This is a genomic window from Paenibacillus sp. HWE-109 (assembly GCF_022163125.1).
Taxonomy (GTDB): Bacteria; Bacillota; Bacilli; order Paenibacillales; family NBRC-103111; genus Paenibacillus_E.
Window position 1 is genome coordinate 8862975 of sequence record NZ_CP091881.1, and the last position, 23657, is coordinate 8886631.

Genomic DNA, 23657 nt, shown 5'->3' on the forward strand with positions numbered 1-23657 from the left:
TTCAGATGTATCAAGAGAAAAAAATAATCGGAAAGGAATGATAACGTGGCAGATCAGCCCAAAGACACAACGCGAGACGAACAGAAGTTAAAGGAACGCTTTACCAGTGACCTAAAGACAGCCCGCAAGTTCATGGACCCGATCCACCAACTCATGGACAAATACTATGAGATGTACCGCAATCGATGGTCAGATAACAAGTGTGACTTCCAAGTTTCAGACTTACACGCTTATGTGGAGACAGTCGTGCCGATCCTGACAAACAACCGGACACGTACCACAGTGCGAGCTGACTTCCCTGATTATGTACAGCATGCCGAGGGTATGAACTATATCCTCGATAACACATTTGACAATAACGATTGGGATTATAACGCTCAACGCGTGGCGCGTATGGCTGAGATCTATCGATCAGCAATCGCTTATACCGGATACGACACCGACGCAAAGAACGGTACCGGACAGCTTTGTATCAAGGAGGTAAACATCCGGTGGTGCTACCTTGATTCGGCAGCTATCCAGAAGATGAATAACTCCAATTACTTTTTCTATGTGGAGCCACAGCGTGTATCAAAGGTTTGTAAGGAGCATCCAAAGAAGGCCGATGAGATAAGGCAGTCGCTTGGTAAACGTGAAGGAACAAGTGGTAACAATCAGAACAGCGGCAACTGGTTTAAGTCCTGGGTGAACACGTTCAAAAATGCAATATCCACGATCAGTGGTGACAAGAAGTCCATGCAACGTTTGGCTGATTATGGCTGGCTGCAGGAGATGGATGAGCAGGAGAAATACAAGAACAGCGTTGCGTTCATTCATTACTGGTACCGTGATGAGGAGACGGACGAGTGGAGGCTTAGCTTTTGGGCCGACGAGATTCCACTGGAAGACATGGCGAATCCGTTCATACATGGTGAGTTGCCATATGATATCTACAGTCCAACCGAGGATATCCTGTCTCTCCTTGGAATCCCGATGGCTGAGCACATCGAGAACTTGAATTATGAGAAGAATGTCCTCATGGATCAGATCGTGAAACATGCCAAGATTGCAGCTGATCCGCCAATGATGTACAACACGGCAGCTGGATTGAAAGATCCGCAGGATCTTAGGGAGAGATCGAAGGAAACAGGTGTCGTTCCTATTAACAACCCAGACTTTGCTCCACTCAACTCAATAGCTGAGTTCTTCACGCCTTCACCGATGCCAAACTATGTTGAGGCTTTGCCTGATCGATTGGGAGCCATGGAAGACCGCATTACGGGCGTCAACGACTCTTTCCGCGGTATGAGTGAAGCTACGAGCGGTAAAGAGGTTCAGCTTAAACAAGAGGCAGCATACACGCGAATCAAGACAAAGGTTGATAACTTCGAGAAATTCGTGAAGTCAATCAGCCAGAAGACCATTGTTAATGCAATGCAGTTCTGCAAAGAGAACCGTACTTACCGGGTGAAGGGTGATTACACCAAGCATCAGGCAATGGGAGAAGACGGTCCGTTTCAAGTGAAGCCTATTCCAATCGGACAGGACGAGAAGGGGCAGCCTATCCATGATAAGAAGCAATTCTTCTTGTATGCCAATCCGAATGAATGGACGAAGGTCGAACAAGCTCCGGCCGATCCTTCACAGCCAGAAGCACCTGAGCAACCAGTTAGTGATGATCGCAGCAAGGAGAGTATTGACGCAGCAATGCGTATCCTTCAGATGACGGTTGAGATCGAGGCAGGCTCTTCCCTTCCAACATCTCCAATGGCGAGGAAAGAAGAGGCGGCCGAGTTATTTAAGATGGGTGCCATAGATCAACAGGCACTGCTTGATGCTTATGATTATCCGCATGCTGACGAGATTACCCAGCGTATGCAGCAGGCAGCTCAGGCACAGCAGCAAGCAGAAGCGCAGGCCAAGCAGGCTGAGATTCAACAGCAAATGGAACTGAAAAAGATGGAGCTCGAGTTTAAGGCTCAAGAGCAGTCGATGAATCACCAACATCAAACTAATGTTACTCAGATGAACAACGATGCTAAGGCGCAGCAAGCAACGACTAATGGCCAACCACAACAGCAGCAGCAGCCAGACATTGCAGGGGGCCTTGATAGGATCCGGGACGTTGATCCACGCCTGGCTAATCTAAGTGATGAGGAACTAATGGCGTTATTATCGCAGATGACTGCGTAAAAATAAGGAGGAACAAAGATGAATTTCGGACAAGCGGTTGAAGCTTTGAAAGATGGCAAGAAGGTAGCCCGTATTGGTTGGAACGGTAAAGGAATGTTTTTATACTATGTGCCTGCAAACAGTTATCCTGCACAGACACAGGTAGCTAAAGAGACTTTTGGAGATACGGTTTCATACAATCCTTATTTTGCAATTAAAAATGTAAATGGCACAGTAAGCACATGGGTTCCATCCATAAACGATTGCTTGGCTGAAGATTGGGAGGTAGTCTAATGACACCAACAGTAGGTAGAATCGTTTATTACAAAAGTTTTGGAACACCGGGCGGAGAGCATCCGAGCGTTGATCGCGCTGCTATCGTTACACAAGTGCATAATGCTACTTGCATTGATCTTTGCGTAATTAATCCAACAGGATTCTTTTTCAATCAAAAAGTAATTCAGGGTCCTAATGCTGGACAGTGGGACTGGATGCCATATCAAAAAGGACAGACAGCTAAGTCAGAGGAACTCGAACAAAAGCTTTTCGATCAGGCTTCTAAAATTCAAAATTAGATGACCATCTGTTTAGGCGGAATAGGATAGCTACCGAAAGCAAGGACTCCGCTTGTTTTCCGCCTATATTTAGGAGAATTAAGCACAGGGAGAGTGTTGAAATGAGCATGATCAGAATCGCTTATCATAATCAATTCGAAAATATAAGGAATTTAGAGCCTGTTGTTGATACCTTCACTATCAAACCAAAGCCTCATCAAGAGCGGAAGTTTAAGAGAATTATGAAGCGACTGCGTCAATTAGCAGAGGTGACGAAATACGACCGTTGGAAAGAAGAGCGAGTCGTTAAACAAGTTCAGATAGACCTAACAAAGATTGAGCGCATGCTTTTTGATCACATTACTAGCATCGAGATCTTATATCATCGCCGTTGTCGAATGATTGTTGTTGGTTACAAGCAAATGCAAATGCTTGACCATGAGCTTCGAAATTATATGTCGTTTACATTTCCATTGGATTATCGTTCGAGCACCGTCTTTCATGGCGAGAAGATTGAGTACCGTGGGATTGAGGTAGTTTGTATCCCTTGGATTGATGGCATTTTTGCAATACCAAAAGAGTAAAAGGCCCATGGTGAGAATCCATCGGGCCTTTTAAATGTGTGGTGGCGGAATATAGACGCTAGGAAAAAGGCTTTACGATCCAACTAAGTGATAGTCGGCCAATATCTATTGTTGGAGAGAGTGGCACTTCCGAATGATACCAAACCGAGCGAGTATGCAAGGGTGTGAGTCCCTTGCCCACATTTCGATTTACTTTTTTAATAGAATAACCCAATCGGGACTCTATAGGAGGAATTTGCATGTTTAAGATCAACACACCGCGCTTTAATCTGGATGGCGCTGCATCAGGGGGCGACACGTCGAGCAGTTGGATGGATGTTGCTAAATCTTCAATAGCAGAGCCTGTGGATGATGGACAACCAGGAACGGATCCGGACACAGAAGGATTAGAGCCTGCGGACATTTTAACGGACGCTGAAAATGTGGTTGAGCCCAACAGCGACGATCAAGCGCAGGACGATAAACCTGCTGATACAACCCCGACACTTGATGATGAATCTGAGATTGACCTGGGCGAGGGACGCCAGCCCGTCAAACTAGCAGAGCTCAAATCGGGGTACCTACGCCAAAGTGACTACACCAAGAAGACGCAAGCATTGGCAACTGAAAGACAAACGTTTGAAACCGAACGTGCTACATGGGAGCCGGCTAAGCAGACGGATGAATTCCTCAAGAGCAACCCTTGGCTTGCTAGTCAAATCAATGGATTCATTCAGGAGTTCAAGAGTACCGGAGCAATTAGCCTTGAGCAAGCCATGGAGGACGTGCAATACGGCCAATACATCAATGCTCTGGTAGGCGATGTAACGAGGCTTACTCGTGAAGTCGAAACCCTACGGGGTGAGAATGAAGGCATCAAGCTCACTAGCGAAATGACCGGGCTACAGAATGAACTGAAAGCCGAATATGGCGAGCTAGTGACGGATGACTATATCAAGACTCTCCAAGATCGTGGTAAGGCTGAAAAGCTATCAACGGCAACCTTGAGAGAGATCGCTGACGGTTATCTAACCAAGCAGCAAATGAAAGGCAACAAGCAAAACGTAACCAAAGCAACTAAAGAGGCGGAAGCCAAAACAATACAAAGCATTCAGGAAAAAAGGACGGCATTGCCACCACAGCCTAGATCAAACGGGCAGCGGCCAGCCGAACAACAAAATGATATCAGCAATATGAGCTGGTTCGATATCGCGAAGTCGTCCATGTCTTAGGTCTGTGTGTGAGGTGATGATTCCGGAGGTCTTTTGACTGATGAAGGAGGAGCCACAATGGCTGGAGGAAATTTTGACAAGTTTTTAGCATCGTTTTTACCGTTGATTCCAAAGAAAATGTACGACAACATCATGAAGAGCTCGCCGTTAATGTACCAAATCATGAAGCTCAAGAAGAATTGGGATAGCGGCGGCGACACGATTAAGATTCACCTGAAATACAAGCATGCGACAAACGTTGGTTCTTACCAAGGTTATGACTCGCTCGATATTACTCCACAAGATACTCGCACGGATGCTGAGTTCCGACTCAAGCAACTGTATGCGAGTATTATTTTTAATGGTTACGAAGATGCCGCAAGCTCTGGTGACTTGGCTATCTTTAAGATGGCACAAATTGCCACGGAGGATGCAGAGGCAGCGCTGAAGGATCTATTCGCGCAGCTCATCTTTAAAGATGGGACAGGTAATGCTGGTAAGGACATCCTTGGTCTTAAAGCTGCTGTCGATGATGGAACAAGTGTTGCTAACTACGGCGGTATCGCTCGCGGCACGTATACATGGTGGAAATCACAGTATGATGGAGTAGCCACAGCACTTACCGTACCTAAGATGCAATCCATGTTCCTAAAATGTTCACGCGGTGGTGTGGAGAACAAGCCGGACTTCATTGTTACCGACTTGATCCAGTTCCAAAAGTACCTTGCACTTGTTGATGGTAAAACAACGATTCAGCAGCCGCTTGGTAAAGTTGGACAGGAGTTCGCAAACCTCGGGTTCACTCAAGTGTCCTTTATGGGTGTGCCAGTTGTTTACGATGAATATTGCCCACCAAATACGATGTATTTCCTGAATTCCAACACCTTGCAGCTGTATGTTAAGCCGGGTAAAGACTTCAAACCAACTGAAATGGTGAAGCCTGCTAACATGGACGCCAAGGTTGGTCAAATCCTTTGGGCAGGAGAACTGATCTGCTCCGAGCCTCGTGCAAACGGTAAGATCGAGAATTTAACATAGAACACATTATTTTTAGTAGGAGGGGAAACGAATGGCAGTTAACAATACATTTCAACCAAATGCTTTGGCGAATACATCTGGTAGAGGGACAATCACCGGTCAAGAAATGGTCGTTGAATTTCTATCAGCCAACCCAACAAACACGTCTGGTGTGCCACGTATATGGTTCAACACAACGGACTTTAAACTTTACACGTATGACGGAACTACGCAACGTTCCTCAGCAGCACAAGCCTAATATCTGAACAATCCGCAAGGAACTCAGGCCGTTCTTCTCTTCGGGGATGGACGGCCTTTTTGCATTTTAACCACTAGGAGGAATAATGAACATGGCAAAATTAAAATCGGAACTAGAGCGAATTGTTTTACTATTCAATGAGGGTACAAGCGATTTTGAAGGACGTTGGGATGGCAAGGACATCCTATTAGAGCCGGGGGATTCTGTGGAAGTACAAGCGGGAGTAGCTGAACACCTTATTCAGCGTCACGAAGACGCGGATCTCCGAATTGAAGAGATTGAAAAAGAAGAGATCGAGACAAGGGAACCAGGCAATCCACTCGAAACCAATAATCGTGGTACAGCATTCGGGAAGTTGAAGAAAGCTGCAGCGAAGGATACTGAATAATGGGTACCTCAACTGCTGGGCAGCTCATAGCTAAAGGCAAAGCTGAAAACGGTTATAACAACAGCGGTATAGCCACAGATCTTACTTGGCTTGATTTCTTTAATGATGCTCTCCGTGATCTAGTGGATGATTTGAACATTGTGGACCTGCTCCCTGCCCTTGCTTTTACGGCGGGGACTCGGGAAGTCGATTTGCCGAGCGATTATTTCAGTCTCGTCGATCTATACGATGGAAATGGCACCTATGTGTGTGAACGAAGAAACTACATGCAAGCCTATCCAGCCGGGTACATGGTGATGAACCGTGGAGGTAAGTACATTATTGATCTCTACAATTACTCAAACTCGCAGTCATTCACAGGTTTGTATCAGCGATATGCAAAAGTACTGGCAGCCACAACGGATAGCCCAGAAGTCCCAACAGTTGGCGAGCGCTTTTTGATCTACTACGCCATCTCAAAAGCATTGTACAACAATAACCAAATGGGCCAAGGACAAGAATATGAGCAGAAGTATGAACAGGAGCGCTTGAAGATTCGTAACGCTGCTGCGCGATCGAGGGGGCAGTGATATGAGTCGAATGAACAAGTCTGGCAGCGGCATGGTTGAAATGGATATTCCGAGTTTCGGGGGTCTCAATACAGCCAAGACATTCTCTGAGATCGGGTTGTCTGAGTCGCCTAAGATGATGAACAACCTTCCGCGTAAGATCGGGGGCTTGTCTAAGCGTGATGGAACGATTCCATTAACAACATCAGCAATCGGAGCCATTAAGACACTCACCAACCTACGTAAGGCAGGAGTCAATACGATTCTGGCAACAGCAGGTACCACGTTGTACAAATACGCAACAGGAGCCTTTACAGGTGTGACAATGACAAATGCGTTAGCGAGTGCCAATATTGATGCTACTCAGTTCAAAGATGCGAGCAGCAATGAAGTACTCGTTATTACGGACGGTGGTGTGTTGAAGTATTTCAATGGTACGGCCGTCGCGAACGTCACTCCTGCTGCAAATGATGCTGGACCTGCACCAGCAAATGTATTGGCTACCCTGAATACAACGATGCCGCCCGTTGGCATACTTGTGCACAACAACCGCCTAGTAATCTGGGGGACCAACACAGATCAGATTAACCACAGCAAGCCCGGGTTCTATGATTACTTCCGTGCTACGGATTATCAACGATTCGTGAAAGAGAATGACTATATAGTCCAGTGTGCAACGTTCTCCGGTGCTTTTATCGTGCTTATGCGCCGACATGTAGGAGTTCTCTTTGGAGATGGATACACAACGCCTGCAACGAGCGAGGATTGGTCACAAGACTTTCTCGATACCACAGACGGTTGTGTTAATCCGAAGAGTGTTCAATTGGTTATATACCCCGATGGACGAGAAGAATTGTTTTATCAATCCGATAGAGGCGTGCATGCTGTCTATACGCTTAACACGTTGTCACTGGACACATCAGCACGGTATGCAACTAAGAGTGTGACTCAGTTTCAGATTGATTTCACATCCTTGGGAGTATCGAAAACAGAGTGGGCAAATGCGACGGCATATTTCAAAGATGGTCGATACTGGCTCATTTATAAAGTAGGGTCCGCGTGGAAAGGTCTCGTATTCGACACAATTGATCAGCAATGGCGGCCTGTGGAAAGCATAAGTGCTAATTCCTTCTATCATGATGAAGATTACTTTTACTTTGCTGGAGATGAAGGTCATCTGAAAGTGTTTGACAGCTCGTTATATAGTGATTGGTCAACATATAACAAGGCAGTGGGTACCGGAACGCCAATCAACTGGTACTGGTACAGCAAGCTGATGACGCCTAAGTTAACCGGCTATGATCACCTTTGGGATATTCTGATGATCGAGGCGAAGCAGTTCAACCTATCATCCACTATAGATATTGAGGTCAATACCTACAGCGGCCGATATAGCTTGGTGGGAGCTCTCAAAACTGAGGTCATGATCATCGGTGTCTCGAAGATTGGTCAGGCTCAAATCCAGAACCCTAATATGACGGATTACATTAACAATGCCAAGCGAATTGGTCCTATGGGGCTAAAGGGGCAATACGCTCAAATAAAGATGACTAATAATCGTGATGAGCCTGTTGAGGTATACAGCACGAAGATGGAAGTTCGAGTAATGACGAAATACTAGGAGGTGCACTATGGCTACGCCGGGACCAGTAAACAGGACATTATTACAGTCGTATTATCAGAATGCTGGTGATGTGTATGACGACACTAAAACAGAGGGGGCATTTGGTACTCTCGCAGATCAGTTGGATGCAAACTACGACTATACATCTGGATTAGTAGCAGGAGGGGTGTTGCAGCCTTATCCTGCTTCTTTATTTCGTCAAGCACTAATAAATGGTAACTTCGATGTATGGCAGCGAGGCACATCTTTTAATAATGCAGGTGCTTCACCTACTTACACTGTTGACCGTTTTTACATTGCGAATGCAATCGATAATAACGTAAAAGTTTTGCAATCTAGTTCAGTTCCTAATAAGAAAAGTAAATTTTCTGCCAGGTTAGAAGTAATGACTGCAACAGCAGGTGTATCAGCTTATTCTACTTTTGCTCAGAAAATAGAAGATTACCAGTTCTTCGCAGGGCAAAAAGTAACTTTGTCAGGTTGGATAAAGTGTGATTCAGGGGCAGCGGTTATTCCTTATCTAGCTGACGGTGTAGGGAATTATGTAGCCCCTGCAATTAATTCAACACAATGGACGTTTTTTTCATACACGGCTATATTAAATAGTTCGCCAACTGGCATATCAGTAATTTTGCAATTCAATAGGTACGGACTTGCAGTTGGTGTTGGCGTTAATATTTCACAACTTCAATTTAACGTAGGTGATTCAGCTCCAGCGTTTCAACCGAGAAGTTTTGCGGAAGAATTGGCACTGTGTCAGCGGTATTATGAGAAGAGTTATACGTATGGAACTGCTCCTGCAACAAGTGGTGCCACAACCGGAATTCAACTGTTTGTTTTACCATCAAACACAATCGCGATTAATCAGGAGTATGGAACGGTTAGTTTCAAAGTTCAAAAAAGGATTACACCAACAGTCACAATTTATCCATTCACCACTACTGCAAATGCTGGGAGGGTATCACAAGAAAATGGAACTGATCTTCCAACTGCATCAGGAGGTACTAAGTTTGAGTCTGAACGTGGCTTCACAGTTCATAATGCTAACGGTTCTGCATTGACTACTAACTTGAATGCAATAGTATTTCATTTCGCCTCAGATGCCGAACTATAAGGAGATAACATATGGACGGATACAAACACTACATTCGCATAGATACCAATAACATCGTCACACACGGCTTTTCTGACGCTTTCGAGCAACCGCAGCAGGGTGACGTTCAACTAGACGGTGAGTTTGGCCGCCACTTCCAAACACCACTCACGACAGGTCGTGGGCAATACAAGTACAAGCTTATTGATGGCATCATCACAGAACGTACTCAAACAGAATTAGATGCTGAATGGGCAGCGCGTCCACCTGCTGAACCGTCAACAGAATCACGTTTAGCCGCAGCAGAAGCCGCATTACTAGCCCTTATGGGACTATAAAGGAGTGATGATCGATGGCCTATTTTGAGTTTTTGTTGAACCAGTGGATACTTGGTAATTTAGTAGAAACGAAAGTACAAACAGCGGTAACCAAAGGGTACATCACAACAGAACAAGCCAACGCTATACTCGCTACACCGAAAAGCGTTTAAAGAAAGGAGCTCGTTATATGGCTGGCATTAAACCGGAAAAATATCAGGATTATGTGCAGGGTAAAATTTCATATGAGGAAGCCACGGGGAATGGTCCAGCTTCTACAACAGCACCTGCAAAGGCGACGCAGCCAACAGCACCAACGAATAGCAATAGCGGTTATGGAAACGGAATTGAGAAGCCAGCAACAATGCAGCCAGGTTATGGAGGGGCCATCGCTGAGATTATCCCGCAAGGAGGGGTTATCTCTAATCCTACGAACTATGCTGCGGCAGCTCGTCCTACGATTGATATCGGAGGGATTACAAGCGGTGTCCAAGCTGATATTAAAAATCAAATTGATAAGCAAGTCTTAGCCGCTAACCAAGGTCTCGGGCAGATGACACAAGCTAACAATTTGGCTGTCACCGAGAATCAGAACTATCTCAATGACCAGATTGCTAAAATGACAAAACAGAAGGCTAACGATATGGACAATGCCGTGTCCTTCCAAAATCGCCGTGGTGGATTCTACAGTGGTGGTGTCGACTATCAACAAGGACAGATCAATAACAGCTATGGCGAGGCTCAAGGCACTTTGACACGTGATATTGCCGCACGAAACCAAGACATTTGGAATCGCAACGCATTATTAGCTCAGCAGACTGCGGAGAAGATCACACAATTGCAACAGCAGGCGCCTGATCTCATTCGCCAGCGGATTGATGAGTTAGTAAATAAACAATTGGCTGATAGAAACGCTCAGGCTGCTCAAACGGGGTATATGGCTGATGGTACACCAACAGCTCAGATGCAGCAGTATCTTGATCAGAAGAAGGCAGCTAACGATAAAGCAATCGAAGTTGATAAAAAAGCACGTATTGACTATGCTCAGAACCTTCAGAAGACATTCGGCGTTCCTATCGTTGTTAAAAACGACTATGGCCTTATGGATGAGCAAGTTAAGGGTCTTATTCCAACGAGTGAAAAAGACAAACAAATAAAGAACGCAATCGATGTGTCAGATAAACTCGGGTATGTTACAGCGGAATTGTCACAAGCAACGGGAATTCCAGTAGGAACGCCGATGTTGGAAGCTCAGAAAATGTTAGAAAGCAATAAAATCGGCTGGTACAACGCTCAAACATCACGCCAGAACGCCAATACCTCCGCTAATAATTCATCAGTCACAAATAGCAGATACAGTGATCAAAAGAATGCAAAAGGCTTTGAAGGTGATGTAATGGATGAGTTGGGACAGCTCGATCCTTCTGATTATGAAGGTTGGTTAACCCAGAACCGCGGTGAAATTGTTAGGCAGATAGGTACTGACGGATATGATCGGATCAGGAAATCAGTCACTGCGCCATCGCAACAGGAGAGTAAAGCGGCTGACAGCCTGAGAACACAAGCTACAAACTTAGCAAAGAATGACCCGGGCTGGTATGACGAAGCAAGTAGAGAGGCACTCATCCAGCAATATATGAGTTACCTCAGATAGGAGGTTCTTATGGCATTAGTGAGCGCAAAGGATTATCTAAATAAAAAGGATGGCAGTGGATCATCGGCTGCTGCTCCTGTTCCGTCTAAATCTAGTACTAAATCAAGTGGTGGTAACGGCCTCATCTCTGCTAGTGCTTATAAGAGTAGTAGGACGCCTACGATCAGTAGTCCCGAGTACACAGCACAAACTCTATCAGATCAACAGCAGATGGATGCAGCACAGCGAACAATGAATGATCAAGTGCAACTCACAAATGATTATCAGAAGCAATTGGAAGCAATGCAAGCAGAAGATAATCCTCAGTTGCAGTATCGCGGTGATCTCCGTACGGATTACCCGGGCGGATGGCTTAACCCTGTAAATGATTTGAACGCACTTCGTCGTACAACAGCAGGACAATTTGTTGATAGATTCGCACAAGGGATAGGTCATACGATTGGTCTTAATGATTCTCAAATGAGCCCGCGAGCTACTACTAATAACAAGATCGCAGATAAAATTGCGGACGTCGTTGGTGGAGCTGCGGGTTTTGTTGTGAATCCCGGCATGCCAGTAGGGAACTTAGGTATAGGTGCGAACTTCTTCGAAAACCCAAAGATTGTGCAACTTGCTGAGAAAGCTGGTAATAAGGTTCAAGGACTTCTCCCTGATGCAGGGATGACTATTTCAAGGAATGGAGCTCAGATCGTAGATTCATTAGCAGGAAAGACAGTAAATAAGGCAGTGCAGGGGGCAGTGCAAGGCGGCCTTGGTGCAGCTGCCTTTTCGCCGTTTCATACATTGGAGATTGGCGGAGATGTGCGGGACATTCCGGGGCACATTCTTGAGGAGGGCATAGGCGGTGCGGCGTTCGGTGGTTTACTTGGTGCAGCAGCTCCTTCTGTTGGTAGAGCGTTGGCTGCTTTAGTAAAAAGGCGCGGTTCTTCTATTGATGATAGCTTGCTTCCATTTGAGGATGCATCCAGTTCACGGAACGTTCAACAAGCAAGGGGGGCGGCACCACAAACAGCACAGCAAGCTGCCGATCGCTTTGGGTTTATTGATCAACGGACAGCGACGAACGGACCTCTTGCTTTGCCACCTTCAAACCGTGAAATACGCATGAATGCAGCTCAATCGCGTGGAATTAATGCTGATGGTCTTGATCCTATCCCAGCAAGAGGTGACATTCGAACTTTCGGACTTCCTGAGCCAACAGTGGCAAGCCCAACAACAGCAAGAGTTGGACAGCCGAATATCTGGCGTGAGAAATTTGAGAATCTTGTCCGAGTGGCTAACAGCATGGATCATCCTCCAGGTCGTGAACTAGAAAGCATGGACGATCTGTGGTCGCGTATGGCCGGACCTAAAGATCCGAGCCTTGATGAGCTCATAACTCTTGCCTATCCAAAATCAAAGGTCAAACCTGAATCCATAAGCCGCGCAAGACAGCAGCAGTATGAGCGGGATGTTGCTGGAGTGAATGGTCCAGTGAAGTCTATGAGTCAGCGGTATGATGGGGGCGTTAAAGGAGAAGCAGCAGCGCCGTTGCAACGTGATCGAATCCTTCCAAAAGAACCGGTTGTCGAAATCACTCCGCCTACAAGAAAACTGGCACCTGTCGAAGCTACTCAACCAATAAAGCCATCTACTAAGCTGCGTCGTGGTGGTAAATTGATTTCTGCTAAGGAATTCAATGCGAGCAAAGAAGCGCCAGTCACACAGGGTGAACAGTCTTTTGTTAGCGCAAAGGATTACAAAGCTTCTCATGCTGCACCTGATGGATCGCAAGCTTATGCAGGCAATGCCATTCCATTCCGTCAAGCCGCCACTCAATCAACTCGTACCATTAACCGAAACAAGGTAGTCAGGAACATCAAGAACAATCTTGGAGTTGTGGTTGATTCTGGTAAGCTTCGTGCTGGGCGTGGCGTTCTTGGCTTATATAAGGTAAACCCTGAGGTCGTGCGTACTCGAATGGCGGAAGATATTCAGGTTATTTCTCATGAAGTTGGTCATCATCTTGATAAGAAATTCGGCTTACAAGATGCCCAATACAACAATGAATTTGCTTCTTTGATTCAGCATAATCCAGTACTCAATGTATCAGCCTATCAGCCTCATCAGCTCCCGGGCGAAGGTGTTGCGGAATATGTTCGACTCCGTCTTACTGATCCTGACGCAGCACGTCGCCTCGCTCCGAACTTTACACGCTACTTTGAAGGTAAGATTGATAAAAGAACGCTGAAAGGGCTAGAAGCTTCTCAGGCAGATGTCGATACTTGGATTACTCAAGGCGACTATAATCAGGCCAAGGGGCTCGTGGATTTCGATAGTAGCAAGGCAAAGCCGAAATTCAGTAAAGACCGAGCATATACACGTTTTGTCGATGATCTTAATCCACTACAACTTGCTGAAAAAGCTCTAAAAGGCGCAGTCGGTAAAGGATCCGATTCACTCTACAAGATGGCCCGGTTGAGCCGAGGTATCGGCGAGCGGGCGAAGCTTGCGGTTACGCGCGGCATTTACGATGCACAGGGAAATAAGGTGAGCGAAGGACTCCGTCAGATCGTTAAGCCGCTTGAGAAGCTAGGGATCAAAGAGAAGGACTTTGCGACATACCTATCGGTTAAGCATGCAATGGATTTGAAAGCGATGGGCAAACGTGTACCATTCACGGATGCACAGATGCAAGCTGTATTGCAAAAGCTCGACACTCCAGAAGTGCAAGCTGTTCAGAAGAAAATCATAGGCTTCAATGACAAACTCCTTGATATTCTGGTTGATGCTCAGATCTTAACAAGCAAGTCAGTTGCTGACATGAAAAAGGAATTTCCCAATTACGTTCCTTTCTTCCGTCATTTTGAGGACGATGTCGAGGCGGGCTTCAAGAATGGCGGATACGGAGCAGGTAAATCGTTCGCCAATGTAACGAACCCGATCAAGAAAATGTCTGAGGAAGGCTCCACACGAACTATCATTAACCCAATTGAGAGCATGGTCCTGAACACTTTCAAGGTCATGAACGCTGCAGCCAAGAATAAGACTGGCTTGCAGTTGGCTGAGCTTGCCAAAGTGAATGGTGCAGGTAATTGGGTTGAGCATGTCGGCCCTGGGGGCAGCGTGGGGAACGAACATATTATTTCCGTGTGGCAGGCTGGGAAGAAGCAAGCATACAAGATTCGGGAGCCAGAACTTTATAACGCCATGCTTTCGTTGGATGCCGAATCCTCTAACTCGCTCTTAAAGTTCCTGGGCAGCGCAGCTTCCATTCTTCGCGCGGGCGCCACGTTAACGCCAGAATTCACAATTAGAAATGCCATGCGGGACGTGGTCGGGGCTACGATCAATAGCACTAAGTATGGATTTAACCCTATCGACTTTTTCAAAGGATTGGGTCATGTCATCGGCAAAACAAAGACTTTTGACCAGTTTCTATCCAGCGGCGGATCTATGAGTACGATGATGTCGCTGGATCGTGATACAAGCCGGGAAGCATTGGAGCAAGTCTTCCGTAAGAGTCTGAAAGATAAAGCAATGAACGTAGTGACTAGTCCTAAAGAGCTCGCTAAAATGCTTTCAGGGTACACTCCGGCCAAAACGGTTATAGGCGGATTACGCAAGGCAGCAGAGGTATCAGAGTTATCGACGAAGGTCGGGGCGTTTAATAAAACGTTGAAGAAGACAGGGAGTTTGGAGGAAGCGGCATTCACTGCTCGGGATCTCATGGACTTCAACCGTGCCGGTAGCTCGATCCGCCAGGCCAATAAAGCCATCGCCTTTATGAATGCTAACATTCAAGGTACAGATAAAATGTATCGTGCATTCAAAGACAATCCTGCTTCATTCCTAGTAAGAGCATTCACAACGCTTGTTCTTCCGACAATCGGGCTCCATTACTGGGTTAACAATTTGCCTGCTGAACAGAAGAAAGTTTTCAACAACATTCCTCAGTGGCAGAAGGATAGCTTTTTTATTATACCGATACCCGGTACTGATCAATTCGTAAGGATTCCAAAACCATTTGAAGCAGGCATGCTTTTTTCAACAGGTGCTGAACGTGTACTTCGTTGGTATGCTGATAATGATCCCAAGGCTTACAAGGATTACGGATCAACACTAGCACAGACATTCATGCCACCAATGATGATTTCTGCACTATTACCAGCTTTAGAAGCAATTACAAATCATTCATTCTTTCGTAACGCTCCTGTTGTTCCTCAAGGGGAACAGCGTCTTGAAAAGAAAGATCAATATGGCCTATACACAAGCGAGACAGCCAAGCTGATCGGTAAAGGTGTCTCGAAGATACCGGGCATGGAAGACTCCAACGCTGCCAGCCCGCGTATCATTGATAACACAATCAGAGGCTACACGGCAGGACTAGGTCAATACGCAGTGGGTGGAGCAGACAGTATTCTAAAATCTATGTTTGAAAGCAACGGGCCGCAGCCGCCTAAAAAGCAGTGGTATGAGAAACAACCTGTATCCGGATTCCTTGCTACCATATCGGGCGGCGGCCAAGTCCGCCAAGACTTCTACGACAAGTGGGATGCACTTAGCAAAGAGAAATCCTCAGCAGACAAGAACAAGACTCGCTTTGAAAATGTCGCTGAGTACGCCCGTATTAAAGGTGCCAAAACTGTTGTTGATAAGCTAATGGATCAATATAAATTAGTTCAGAACGACCGTGCAATATCCGCACAGGAGAAGCGTATCAAATTGAATGCCTTAGATGATAAAATGAATGATATAGCAGCAAAAGGACTAGGGAAGTAGGTGTCCGGTGAGCCAGAATACAGGAAATGCACTGATTGTAATCGCGTTTATATTGCTGAGCCTCTGGCTCATGGGGGGCGGCAGTCCTAGCGGAGGGCGCGGTACCGATTACGAAGAAATTCAGATGTACGATGCAGATCAATATGAGCAATACGAGAGCTATCCTTAGGGGTGGCTCTTTTATTTGTTTTGAAGGAGGGTACCACATGATTGAAGTCATACCGCTTTATCCTTGCGTCCACACGGACGCTTACACTGGCATATTGGGACTTCTGGGTGAGGAAGTAGCTCACCAACTTCTCTATGATCCACGGGAGGTTTACGGCAATGATCGACCTGACAATGGAACTGATTCAGAAACTGTTGAAGGATGGATTCGGACTCGGGTTCCTCGTGACACTGATTCTACTTCTGAGGAAGAGACTGCGAAACCAACAGCTGAATGCTCGTGATATTTATTGGACAGCACTGCACGAAGCAATGGCACGAAAGGTGGGAGTCCAGTGGGATGCAGACTTGATAGCTATACGAAACTCAGCCGCGAGAGACAGAAGCTTCTCGCTATCTTCAATCCGTATTTTTGCCCGTTCTGCACGAGAGAGAAGGGCACATTCGTTTACCACATGCTTAAATTCGAGGGGGATACCAACGATGAAAGAATTATTGAGGAAGCTCGGCAAGACCAAGTTCCAAGCGTACCTGATACTGACGGTCGTGAACATCGCGACATTTATCCTGTCGGTACAAGGCAGCTTGCAGGTGGACGCAACCATCGACAAGTGGATGCCGCTGATGAATCTGGCAGCACAGATGATAGCGACGGTAATCTACCAGCACATTGAGGGTAGCATCGACCGGGAAGCACAAAAGCAGCAAGTGTATGTGGTACCGGGGAGTGCTCAGCCAGTTGTTGAACCGGTACCAGTAGAGCCAGTTCCGACGATTGATAGCCTGGATGTATCAGAAATCATGAGTATCGTTGGAAGTGTTAATGCGGAGTTGAACGATTATATGGAATACATCAAAGCTCATCCGGACCAGATCGGGAAAGAGGCAGCAGCCCGGTACCTACAGATTCGTAATATGCTGAGCACGCAGGGCCCGATCCTTAACCCAAATGAGACGGAGGGGAAATAGAAGATGTCAGGTTTCTTGATGAAATATATGATCATCCCGCGGTATCTAACAGCGCCCAGCCTGCGCAGACCAGGTATCCCCGCTGATTTAATGCGCTTCATGGTCGCACATGATACGGGTAATCCCGGCAGCACGGCGGCGGGAAATGTCTATTACTACGAGAACAGCCGAAACGTAATGGAGGCAAGTGCGCATATCTTCGTTGATGACAAACAGATTATCGAGTGTATCCCGTTTCTAACAGGTACGCCTGAGAAAGCTTGGCATGTCGTGTATAATGTCAGCACCGACAACGACATGTTTGGCGATGATGCGAATGATGTCGCAGGTGGGGTGGAGTTATGCTATGGCGGCAATATCGATATGAACGAGGCATATAAGCGGTATGTCTGGGTAATGGCCTACAGCTGCTGGACGTTCCATCTTGATCCAACAGTTCACGTTACCGGACATTTCATTCTGGATCCAGCTCGCAAGGTAGATCCCATGAATGCCCTTAAATTGCTTGGCAAATCATTTCAGGACTTGATCATTGATATTGTAAACGAATATACAGAATGTGTGGAGGAAGCCGCGATGAGAGAAGAACTGGAAGCATTGAAAAAAGAAGTCGAGGAATTGAAGGCAAGAAATAGTATGGCGGTACCGGAGTGGGCGAAAGAAGCGGTTGCCGCGGCTAGCTCGACTCTATGCAAAGATGGAAAACCACTTATCGATACACCAGACGGCGGAAGTTATGACTTCTATAGGCTGCTGACAACGATCCATCGAAAAGGTCTTATATAATAACGCGAGCCCTCGTCCAATAAAAAGGATTGAGGGCTTTTTTATTTACGTTCGTATTTTGTTCGCATATAATATTTATGAGGTGATACTATGCTACGAGATATCGAGCGGAAAATTCTTCGGATACTCTGGAACTATTCAACAAAACATCGTGGGTACATGCCGTATTTCAAAGATATCAGAACGATGACAGGTAAGAGTGAAAACGAAATTAGGCTTGCATTGAAACAACTTGCAGAACAAAAATTTATCATGTGGGATGGATTCAATACAGACTCTATAAAGATCATTCGAGGGTGGGAAGATGAACCCGCCAAACCTATTACTTCATCAAAAAATTATGACAACCGCTATCTATAACCATGTGTATATTTCATAAAAATTGTGGGGACGGACTGGGGACGGACTGGGGACCAATCTTCTAATAACCTTTCATAGCATTTAATATTTTTTAATATTAGTGCTTGCACTTCTCTTTATTTTACTGTATATTACCCGTTATGACAGTTTGGTTCCTAAGCCGTAACTCACCTTGACAGGGTAGGGGTCGGCGGTTCGATCCCGTCAGCGTTCACCATATTGGATTCATCAGGTTTGGATGTGGAGCTGTGGTGTAGTGGCCTAACATGCCTGCCTGTCACGCAGGAGACCGCGGGTTCGAATCCCGTCAGCTCCGCCATTTTATCCATTAAAGTGATGTTAAGCTTTATTGTTTATTCCAAGTAAGGCTTTGTAGCTCAGTCGGTAGAGCAGAGGACTGAAAATCCTCGTGTCGGCGGTTCGATTCCGTCCAAAGCCACCATTTTTTAATTAAATACGCCGTTGTAGCTCAACTGGTAGAGCAACTGACTTGTAATCAGTAGGTTGGGGGTTCAAGTCCTCTCGACGGCACCATGAACGCAATAAGCCGGCGTGGCGGAATGGCAGACGCGCTCGACTCAAAATCGAGTGGGAAACCGTGGAGGTTCGAGTCCTCTCGCCGGTATCTAAGTTCATAAAAAAAGAGTTAAGCCCAGGGGCTTAACTCTTTTTTTATTTATCCAGACCGAACAACCTTAAAGGGCATTTATACGCACACTATTTGTTGACACATTTACTTGCTAAGTATATAATTGCTATAGCATCTAAATGGGCAGGGGTGAACTGATATGAAAATGGAAAACTCTTTTGGATTTGTTTTGAACCACGCGGGGCGTAGAATGACGCAGCTGTTGAATGTTAGTTTTCAACCTTACGATATCACAACGGAGCAATGGGTCGTACTCAGCCGCTTGGTGGAGGAGGATGGCATTACGCAGAAGCTGCTGGCGATTCGAGCCGAAAAGGATCAAACGAATATTACGCGTATTCTCGATCAACTGGAGAGAAAAGGCTTAGTAGAGAGAAGAGCCAATGAGACGGATAGAAGATCATTTTTGACGTATATTACAGATCAAGGAAGAGCCTTGAATGACATTCTTACCCCGATTGAACGTAGGGTTATTGCTTCTCTGCTGAGTCAATTTTCGGAAGAGCAGGTGCAGCTATTGCGCAATATGCTTAGCCAGGTTACGAATAAAGCTAACGAAGGCATCAAGGAACTGGAGGCTCGGCAATGAGTGAAGAGAACAGATTATGGAACCGCGGTTTTGTTGCTGTCTGTTTCAGCAGCTTTTTTTTGTTTATGACCTTTTACATTTTGGCCGTCACCCTGCCGTTATTTGTTACGGAAACGCTGCACGGAGGTCAGCAGCAGGTTGGCTTGGTGATGACGGTATTTATTTTCTCAACCGTGATCTTTCGGCCTTTAACCGGCAAATGGATGGATGAATGGGATCGGAAAAAGATTGTTATTGCCGGGCTTAGCTTATTTATCTTATGTGTGGCTATGTATCCATTCGTGCATCAATACTATGTATTGTTAGGCTTAAGACTTATCCATGGCATCAGCTTTGGTATGGCAGCCACCGCTACGGGGGCTATTGCGATTGAGTTAGTGCCTGAACGCCGCAAGGGTGAAGGTATTGGGTATTTTAGTCTTTTTATGAGTCTGGCGATGGTCGTGGGCCCGTTTATTGGTTTGACAATTACGCAAACTCATAATAATAACCTCTTGTTTGGCGTTTGTATCCTGCTTGGATTTCTGGCCTTCATTTGCGGGCTGTTCATCCGCCTTCCCAAAAGAGTCGTTAACACCAAAGTGATCGCAGCCAAAGGCTGGAGGAAATTTATCGAGCCAAGCGCTTTGCCGATTTCATTGACGGGCAGTGTATTAGCCTTTTCATATGGGGCGATTACTACGTTTCTTTCCGTTTATGCGAAGGCTATTGGTTTAGAATCATATGCCAGCTATTTTTTCATGGTATTCGCCTTGGCTATTGTCGTATCTAGACCTTTCATTGGCAAATGGTTCGATCATTACGGTCCCAATCGGCTGGTGTACCCAGGCATTATTTTATTTACAGTGGGTATGATCGGGCTTAGCTTGACACAATCCTCCCTCCTCTTTTTGTTGGTAGCTGTGCTGCTTGGACTTGGTTTCGGCGCACTTCTTCCGAGTTTTCAAACGATTGCTATACAAGCAGCGCCTGCTCATCGCAGAGGGCTTGCCACTGGCACGTATTACCTGCTTTTTGACGTTGGCTATGGGATTGGATCGTACATTCTTGGCACGATTGCTTCCAAAACAAACTACCATACGATGTATTTCGTTGCGGGACTTGTCGTTGCTTGTTCTTCGATCCTTTACTATGGGCTCTATCATCGGAAACCAGCCGCAATGAATTCCAATGAGAAGCCTCTTCTACAGCAGGATTAAATCATTAAAGAGGACTGCCCGCCAGGGCCTTTCTCGCAGCAGCCGGCGTCATGCCGAGCATTCTTTTGAACATGGCATGGAAATGGGGCAGACTATCGAAGCCGCACATTTCGGCGATAATACCGATGTTGGCGTCACTTTCGCTCAGCAGCTGCTTCGCACGAATGATTCTTTTGGTCATCAGGTAGGTGGTAATGTTCATTCCAATCAACTGCTTGAATACCCGGCTGAAATGGGCAGGAGAGACAGAAGCTTGCTTCGCTAGGGACGTTAAACGGATGTCGTCGCAGTAATGCAGCTCAATATACAGCAAGATATCTCGCATCCATAAGGGACCAACCGAGGAGTCTCCATTGCTTGTCTTGCGTTCAGGCCCCAGCTCACGCTGCAAATAAAGCAGTAGCTCCAGCAGCTTCAAGTAAATGGCTTGGCGTTGGCCTAAATGCGAATGCTTCAGTTCTGTCTGTATGGACTCCAACGTAAATTCGATCTGCTGACGCTGAGGAAGCAGCGTTTCAAATTTGTAATTGCGCAGTTCCGCGGCTTGCTCAAAACTTCGTAAATAGGAGAATGCCTCATCCAGATTAGGGGCCTGCGCCAGACTTGGGCTGAAATAAATCGCTGTAGACGTAACAGGCATTTCTTTGTCCGGCGTTGCTCGGTGAATTGTATTGCCTGGGATGAGGAACAGATCGCCTTGCTTCATATCATAAAAAGTATGATCAATGAAGAAGGTGCCTTGCCCACGATACACATACACAATTTCATACCAGTCGTGAAAATGGTCAGGCAGCTCGCTTAGCGAGCTTTTTGTGTTTTTATAAGCAAAAGAGAGTGGGAAGGACTCGTTCGTATCGAATGTTTTACGTATGGGATGCATGGTGAGCTCCTTCTGAATAGAGATTTATTCTATAATATCAAAAAACCGTACAAATGTGCTAGATATCAATATTTCATATGATTTCATTAATGATACAATAGAAGAAAGCGATACCATAATAAAGTTATGAAAAAGGAGCGCGCTATGAGAATTGATGCACACCAGCATTACTGGAAAATAGATCGTGGCGATTATGGGTGGTTAACGCCGGAGTTGTCGGTCTTGTATCGTGATTTTCTGCCAGATGATTTGTTGCCTATCTTGCATCAACAGGATGTGAGTCAAACGATTGCCGTCCAAGCGGCGCCAACCTTAGATGAAACAGATTATTTATTAAGCTTAAGCGAAGGATCAGATACGATTGCGGGTGTCGTAGGTTGGCTTGATTTAAATGACCCCGACGTTGTTGCACAGTACCAAAAATTCAGCCAGCATCCCAAATATGTGGGCTTCCGAGTCATGATTCAAGAAATGCCGGATGCGAAAAGCATCCTAGAGCCTCATTTTGTTGAAGCTCTGCGATATTTTGCCGGGGAGGATGTTCCCGTAGATTTGCTTGTAAAATCCGAGCAATTAGCGCCGGTTGTTGAGCTTTTGGACCAGGTCCCGAGGTTGCGGGCAGTGATCGATCATATCGCGAAACCCCGAATTGGGGAGGGGGCTACTGAGCCTTGGAAAAGTCAGATGGCAGCTATCGCCAAGCATCCGAATGTGTACTGTAAGCTTTCGGGCATGGTGACGGAAGCGAACCCAACGAGCTGGGTCAAAGAAGATTTTACTGTATACATCCGGCATGTTCTGGAAGTATTCGGAACGCAGCGAGTATTATTTGGGAGCGATTGGCCTGTATGCTTGCTAGCGGCTGATTATGATGAAGTCATCGGGGTACTGACGCACGCCTTGCCGGAATCTTGGACTCAGCACGACAATGACCGTCTATTTGGACTAAATGCAAAGGAGTTTTATAAACTATGAAATATCGTAAACTGGGCAAAACAGGGCTGGATGTCTCAGTACTGAGCTTCGGCGCCTCCTCGCTTGGCTCCCTCTTCCGGGAAACCAACGAGGAAGAAAGCATTCGGACCGTTCATACGGCTGTTGATCTAGGAATTAACCTGATTGATGTGTCCCCCTACTACGGTTTAACCAAGGCGGAAACGGTCTTAGGCAAAGCTATTGCCCAAATAGACAGAGAACGCTTTATTTTGACAACGAAAGCAGGACGTTACGGCGACGACGAGTTCGACTTCTCGAAGGAGCGGATCATTCGCAGTGTGGATGAGAGCTTAAAGCGGCTTTATACGGATTATATCGATATTCTTTATTTGCATGATATTGAATTTGCGGCTTTTGATCAGCTTGCTGAGGGAGCCTTCCCTGCACTGGATGCATTAAAGCAATCTGGGAAAATTCGTTTTTTCGGCGTATCCGGATTACCGCTGTCTGTGTTTGAGAAGTCGCTGGCTGTGAAAGAGTTCGATTCTGTCTTGTCTTATTGCCATTATGCTTTGAATGACACGTCCTTGCTGGATGTAGTTCCACTGTTGGAGCAGCATGGGGTTGGCTTAGTGAATGCATCGCCGCTCTCTATGGGACTGCTGAGCACTAGACCTGCTGCTGCTTGGCATCCTGCACCGGCTGACATTCAACGGCTCTGCAAGGAGGCGGCGGAGCACTGCGCAAGCAAAGGCGCTGACATCGCGAAGCTGGCGGTGCAATATGCAACGGCGAACGAGCGAATTCCAACGACACTTGTCAGTACAGCCAGTCCGGACAATATCCGCAAAAACATCGCATGGACGGATGAGCCGATGGATACCGAGCTGCTGCAAGAAGTGCTGGACATTTTGGAGCCAATCCGCAACAAGTCATGGATTAGCGGAAGACCTGAATATAACGAGAAGACTTACGTTTAAG

At 46.2% G+C, this 23657-nt stretch carries 24 protein-coding genes and 4 tRNA genes; 27 read left to right on the forward strand and 1 reads right to left on the reverse strand.

Annotated features, from left to right (window positions below; translation table 11 throughout):
* The first annotated feature begins 45 nt into the window (after nt 1–45).
* The 25 genes from LOZ80_RS38045 (at nt 46) to LOZ80_RS38165 (ending at nt 20860) form a co-directional block, all read left to right on the forward strand.
* Complete coding sequence (locus tag LOZ80_RS38045; protein WP_238169343.1) at nt 46–2172, forward strand: portal protein; 2127 nt, start codon at nt 46–48, stop codon at nt 2170–2172.
* Nucleotides 2173–2190: 18 nt separating this feature from the next.
* Nucleotides 2191–2445 carry a DUF2829 domain-containing protein gene (locus tag LOZ80_RS38050; RefSeq protein ID WP_238169344.1) on the forward strand — a complete coding sequence of 85 codons (255 nt, stop codon included), beginning with the start codon at nt 2191–2193 and terminating at the stop codon, nt 2443–2445.
* Complete coding sequence (locus LOZ80_RS38055) at nt 2445–2726, forward strand: hypothetical protein (RefSeq protein WP_238169345.1); 282 nt, start codon at nt 2445–2447, stop codon at nt 2724–2726. The genes LOZ80_RS38050 and LOZ80_RS38055 overlap by 1 nt, the downstream gene beginning before the upstream one ends.
* A gap of 101 nt (nt 2727–2827) precedes the next feature.
* Nucleotides 2828–3289 carry a hypothetical protein gene (locus tag LOZ80_RS38060; RefSeq protein WP_238169346.1) on the forward strand — a complete coding sequence of 154 codons (462 nt, stop codon included), beginning with the start codon at nt 2828–2830 and terminating at the stop codon, nt 3287–3289.
* Between the two features lie 239 nt (nt 3290–3528).
* Complete coding sequence (locus tag LOZ80_RS38065; RefSeq protein WP_238169347.1) at nt 3529–4500, forward strand: hypothetical protein; 972 nt, start codon at nt 3529–3531, stop codon at nt 4498–4500.
* Between the two features lie 57 nt (nt 4501–4557).
* Nucleotides 4558–5517, forward strand: a complete 960-nt coding sequence (locus LOZ80_RS38070) for a phage major capsid protein (protein WP_238169348.1) — start codon at nt 4558–4560, stop codon at nt 5515–5517.
* Between the two features lie 31 nt (nt 5518–5548).
* Nucleotides 5549–5755 (forward strand): hypothetical protein, encoded by a 207-nt coding sequence (locus tag LOZ80_RS38075; RefSeq protein ID WP_238169349.1) that lies wholly within the window; start codon nt 5549–5551, stop codon nt 5753–5755.
* Between the two features lie 91 nt (nt 5756–5846).
* Nucleotides 5847–6143, forward strand: coding sequence for a hypothetical protein (locus tag LOZ80_RS38080; protein ID WP_238169350.1), 297 nt, complete (start codon nt 5847–5849; stop codon nt 6141–6143).
* Nucleotides 6143–6712, forward strand: coding sequence for a phage adaptor protein (locus tag LOZ80_RS38085; RefSeq protein WP_238169351.1), 570 nt, complete (start codon nt 6143–6145; stop codon nt 6710–6712). Before LOZ80_RS38080 ends, LOZ80_RS38085 begins: the two co-directional genes overlap by 1 nt.
* 1 nt (nt 6713) lies before the next feature.
* Nucleotides 6714–8312, forward strand: coding sequence for a hypothetical protein (locus LOZ80_RS38090; RefSeq protein ID WP_238169352.1), 1599 nt, complete (start codon nt 6714–6716; stop codon nt 8310–8312).
* Nucleotides 8313–8322: 10 nt separating this feature from the next.
* A complete protein-coding gene (locus tag LOZ80_RS38095; protein WP_238169353.1) occupies nt 8323–9429 on the forward strand; it encodes a hypothetical protein in 1107 nt (368 codons plus the stop codon).
* A gap of 11 nt (nt 9430–9440) precedes the next feature.
* Nucleotides 9441–9746, forward strand: coding sequence for a hypothetical protein (locus tag LOZ80_RS38100; protein ID WP_238169354.1), 306 nt, complete (start codon nt 9441–9443; stop codon nt 9744–9746).
* Nucleotides 9747–9760: 14 nt separating this feature from the next.
* A complete protein-coding gene (locus LOZ80_RS38105) occupies nt 9761–9898 on the forward strand; it encodes a hypothetical protein (RefSeq protein ID WP_238169355.1) in 138 nt (45 codons plus the stop codon).
* Nucleotides 9899–9915: 17 nt separating this feature from the next.
* The gene (locus tag LOZ80_RS38110) at nt 9916–11379 is read left to right on the forward strand and encodes a hypothetical protein (RefSeq protein ID WP_238169356.1); all 1464 of its coding nucleotides are present in this window, start codon (nt 9916–9918) and stop codon (nt 11377–11379) included.
* Between the two features lie 9 nt (nt 11380–11388).
* Nucleotides 11389–16140 carry an LPD38 domain-containing protein gene (locus tag LOZ80_RS38115; protein ID WP_238169357.1) on the forward strand — a complete coding sequence of 1584 codons (4752 nt, stop codon included), beginning with the start codon at nt 11389–11391 and terminating at the stop codon, nt 16138–16140.
* A 7-nt stretch (nt 16141–16147) separates the two neighbouring features.
* On the forward strand, nt 16148–16309 hold the full coding sequence (locus LOZ80_RS38120; RefSeq protein ID WP_238169358.1) for a hypothetical protein: 162 nt from the start codon (nt 16148–16150) through the stop codon (nt 16307–16309).
* Between the two features lie 158 nt (nt 16310–16467).
* Complete coding sequence (locus tag LOZ80_RS38125) at nt 16468–17277, forward strand: hypothetical protein (protein ID WP_238169359.1); 810 nt, start codon at nt 16468–16470, stop codon at nt 17275–17277.
* Between the two features lie 3 nt (nt 17278–17280).
* Nucleotides 17281–18063 carry a peptidoglycan recognition protein family protein gene (locus LOZ80_RS38130; protein ID WP_238169360.1) on the forward strand — a complete coding sequence of 261 codons (783 nt, stop codon included), beginning with the start codon at nt 17281–17283 and terminating at the stop codon, nt 18061–18063.
* A 186-nt stretch (nt 18064–18249) separates the two neighbouring features.
* The gene (locus LOZ80_RS38135) at nt 18250–18423 is read left to right on the forward strand and encodes a hypothetical protein (protein ID WP_238169361.1); all 174 of its coding nucleotides are present in this window, start codon (nt 18250–18252) and stop codon (nt 18421–18423) included.
* 242 nt (nt 18424–18665) lie between these two features.
* A tRNA-Asp gene (locus LOZ80_RS38140) sits at nt 18666–18742 on the forward strand.
* 47 nt (nt 18743–18789) lie between these two features.
* A tRNA-Phe gene (locus LOZ80_RS38145) sits at nt 18790–18865 on the forward strand.
* A 16-nt stretch (nt 18866–18881) separates the two neighbouring features.
* A tRNA-Thr gene (locus LOZ80_RS38150) sits at nt 18882–18957 on the forward strand.
* A 12-nt stretch (nt 18958–18969) separates the two neighbouring features.
* A tRNA-Leu gene (locus LOZ80_RS38155) sits at nt 18970–19048 on the forward strand.
* Between the two features lie 163 nt (nt 19049–19211).
* The gene (locus LOZ80_RS38160; protein WP_238169362.1) at nt 19212–19661 is read left to right on the forward strand and encodes a MarR family winged helix-turn-helix transcriptional regulator; all 450 of its coding nucleotides are present in this window, start codon (nt 19212–19214) and stop codon (nt 19659–19661) included.
* Nucleotides 19658–20860 (forward strand): MFS transporter, encoded by a 1203-nt coding sequence (locus LOZ80_RS38165; protein ID WP_238169363.1) that lies wholly within the window; start codon nt 19658–19660, stop codon nt 20858–20860. The genes LOZ80_RS38160 and LOZ80_RS38165 overlap by 4 nt, the downstream gene beginning before the upstream one ends.
* A 4-nt stretch (nt 20861–20864) precedes the next feature.
* On the opposite strand, the gene LOZ80_RS38170 is transcribed toward LOZ80_RS38165, so the two are convergent.
* Entirely contained in the window at nt 20865–21740 is an 876-nt protein-coding gene (locus LOZ80_RS38170) for an AraC family transcriptional regulator (protein WP_238169364.1), read from the reverse strand.
* Between the two features lie 144 nt (nt 21741–21884).
* Between LOZ80_RS38170 and LOZ80_RS38175 the strand changes: the two genes are divergently transcribed.
* Nucleotides 21885–22715 (forward strand): amidohydrolase family protein, encoded by an 831-nt coding sequence (locus LOZ80_RS38175; protein WP_238169365.1) that lies wholly within the window; start codon nt 21885–21887, stop codon nt 22713–22715.
* Entirely contained in the window at nt 22712–23656 is a 945-nt protein-coding gene (locus LOZ80_RS38180) for an aldo/keto reductase (RefSeq protein WP_238169366.1), read from the forward strand. Before LOZ80_RS38175 ends, LOZ80_RS38180 begins: the two co-directional genes overlap by 4 nt.
* Nucleotide 23657: the final 1 nt, after the last annotated feature.

What these genes read in the sequence shown, in the direction of transcription:
- LOZ80_RS38050 (WP_238169344.1), top strand. Translation starts at nt 2,191, where the DNA reads ATGAATTTCGGACAAGCGGTTGAAGCTTTGAAAGATGGCAAGAAGGTA.
- LOZ80_RS38055 (WP_238169345.1), top strand. Translation starts at nt 2,445, where the DNA reads ATGACACCAACAGTAGGTAGAATCGTTTATTACAAAAGTTTTGGAACA.
- LOZ80_RS38060 (WP_238169346.1), top strand. Translation starts at nt 2,828, where the DNA reads ATGAGCATGATCAGAATCGCTTATCATAATCAATTCGAAAATATAAGG.
- LOZ80_RS38065 (WP_238169347.1), top strand. Translation starts at nt 3,529, where the DNA reads ATGTTTAAGATCAACACACCGCGCTTTAATCTGGATGGCGCTGCATCA.
- LOZ80_RS38070 (WP_238169348.1), top strand. Translation starts at nt 4,558, where the DNA reads ATGGCTGGAGGAAATTTTGACAAGTTTTTAGCATCGTTTTTACCGTTG.
- LOZ80_RS38075 (WP_238169349.1), top strand. Translation starts at nt 5,549, where the DNA reads ATGGCAGTTAACAATACATTTCAACCAAATGCTTTGGCGAATACATCT.
- LOZ80_RS38080 (WP_238169350.1), top strand. Translation starts at nt 5,847, where the DNA reads ATGGCAAAATTAAAATCGGAACTAGAGCGAATTGTTTTACTATTCAAT.
- LOZ80_RS38085 (WP_238169351.1), top strand. Translation starts at nt 6,143, where the DNA reads ATGGGTACCTCAACTGCTGGGCAGCTCATAGCTAAAGGCAAAGCTGAA.
- LOZ80_RS38090 (WP_238169352.1), top strand. Translation starts at nt 6,714, where the DNA reads ATGAGTCGAATGAACAAGTCTGGCAGCGGCATGGTTGAAATGGATATT.
- LOZ80_RS38095 (WP_238169353.1), top strand. Translation starts at nt 8,323, where the DNA reads ATGGCTACGCCGGGACCAGTAAACAGGACATTATTACAGTCGTATTAT.
- LOZ80_RS38100 (WP_238169354.1), top strand. Translation starts at nt 9,441, where the DNA reads ATGGACGGATACAAACACTACATTCGCATAGATACCAATAACATCGTC.
- LOZ80_RS38105 (WP_238169355.1), top strand. Translation starts at nt 9,761, where the DNA reads ATGGCCTATTTTGAGTTTTTGTTGAACCAGTGGATACTTGGTAATTTA.
- LOZ80_RS38110 (WP_238169356.1), top strand. Translation starts at nt 9,916, where the DNA reads ATGGCTGGCATTAAACCGGAAAAATATCAGGATTATGTGCAGGGTAAA.
- LOZ80_RS38115 (WP_238169357.1), top strand. Translation starts at nt 11,389, where the DNA reads ATGGCATTAGTGAGCGCAAAGGATTATCTAAATAAAAAGGATGGCAGT.
- LOZ80_RS38125 (WP_238169359.1), top strand. Translation starts at nt 16,468, where the DNA reads ATGATCGACCTGACAATGGAACTGATTCAGAAACTGTTGAAGGATGGA.
- LOZ80_RS38130 (WP_238169360.1), top strand. Translation starts at nt 17,281, where the DNA reads ATGTCAGGTTTCTTGATGAAATATATGATCATCCCGCGGTATCTAACA.
- LOZ80_RS38135 (WP_238169361.1), top strand. Translation starts at nt 18,250, where the DNA reads ATGACAGGTAAGAGTGAAAACGAAATTAGGCTTGCATTGAAACAACTT.
- LOZ80_RS38160 (WP_238169362.1), top strand. Translation starts at nt 19,212, where the DNA reads ATGAAAATGGAAAACTCTTTTGGATTTGTTTTGAACCACGCGGGGCGT.
- LOZ80_RS38165 (WP_238169363.1), top strand. Translation starts at nt 19,658, where the DNA reads ATGAGTGAAGAGAACAGATTATGGAACCGCGGTTTTGTTGCTGTCTGT.
- LOZ80_RS38170 (WP_238169364.1), bottom strand. Translation starts at nt 21,740, where the DNA reads ATGCATCCCATACGTAAAACATTCGATACGAACGAGTCCTTCCCACTC.
- LOZ80_RS38175 (WP_238169365.1), top strand. Translation starts at nt 21,885, where the DNA reads ATGAGAATTGATGCACACCAGCATTACTGGAAAATAGATCGTGGCGAT.
- LOZ80_RS38180 (WP_238169366.1), top strand. Translation starts at nt 22,712, where the DNA reads ATGAAATATCGTAAACTGGGCAAAACAGGGCTGGATGTCTCAGTACTG.